The following is a 1,326-nucleotide window of genomic DNA, read 5'->3' as shown; positions in this document are numbered from 1 at the left end:
TGGGTTCTTATGACCTACAACTAGAATCATGTTTCTTCCTATCCAAGTCAATTTGATACGCTTCCGAACAATGGCACGGTGTGCCGTGGAAGCTGTTTGCTCACAAAGGCCGATACTTTACCTGATTTGAGGGAGTTTGACACGAAGAAAAGTTCACAACCCTATTGCGAATAAATCTCATTTACATATAATGATAATTATTACCATTTGCATTTGAGTTAACGATGAACGCGACCCGATTTTTGCACTCCGCACAGCAGCTATTTCAGCCAACTCAGTTCCAGTTAGCTTATAAGCGACTGCTTATCCCCATTATCATGCTTGTCTTATTAGCGAATGAGAACACCCGAGAGATCACAGTGACCACGCTTTCCGATTCTTTCTGGGCAGTATCTTGTTATGTCGCAGCAACCTTGGCGATTTATCATTACCTCTCCAACTTTATGTCGAAGACGAATCGCATCACTCAGCTCTATCATCGCTCTCGTCATCATCAGGTGTTTTTTGCAGCCCTACTCGGTGCGCTTCCAGGCTGTGGCGGAGCTATTGTTGTTACGACTCAATTTATTAGTGGACGAGTAGGATTTGGCGCAATCGTAGCCGTACTGACATCAACCATGGGCGATGCGGCATTCTTGTTACTCGCGGCAAAACCGTCCGTCGGCGTTGGCGTCGTCGCACTTGGCATTGTGGTAGGTACGGTTTCGGGTTTGATCGTCAACGCATTTCATCCTGATGATTTTCTACGCCCCGAGCCAAAGCAAGCGAGCGCCCACCACCATTGTTGTCAGCATCAAAGCGAGCGATACACGCCTTTAGAGCAACGTGCGATTAATCTTCAAGGCGCATTCTGGAAGTGGTTGATAATCCCTGCGAGCATGGTGGCCGTAATGACCTCATTCCAAGTGGATATCAATCAGCTACTGAATTTGAGTCCAAGTAGCATTGAATGGTTAGGAGCGATATTTGCGGTGGTCTCCATGTCGTTGTGGGCAATGACAAAAGAGTTGGGAGATTATCAATCGACGGTGTCAGAAGATGAAAAAATCATTGATTCACACCCGATTCAAAAAGCAGCCCAAGACACCAACTTTGTCAGCGCGTGGGTTATCGTGGCGTTTCTTGCGTTTGAATTAACGACCTATTTTTCAGGCGTTGATTTGGCTGCTACCTTTTCAAATTGGGGCATCTGGATGCCATTGGCTGGCTTAGCCATCGGTATGCTACCAGGCTGCGGCCCACAGATTCTCGTCACCAGTTTGTACATTACTGGTGCCGCACCATTATCCGCGCAGATTGCAAATGCGATTTCTAACGATGGTGATG

1 protein-coding gene is annotated in these 1,326 nt (G+C 46.9%); it reads left to right on the top strand.

Annotation, left to right across the window (positions count from 1 at the left end):
• Positions 1–224: 224 nt before the first annotated feature.
• Positions 225–1,326: putative manganese transporter (locus tag R7P74_RS24785; RefSeq protein ID WP_318123294.1), on the top strand; the 1,102-nt coding region annotated here is incomplete at its 3' end.

The sequence above is a fragment of the Vibrio sp. 2033 genome, assembly GCF_033339735.1.
This window is presented reverse-complemented; position numbering and strand designations above follow the sequence as displayed.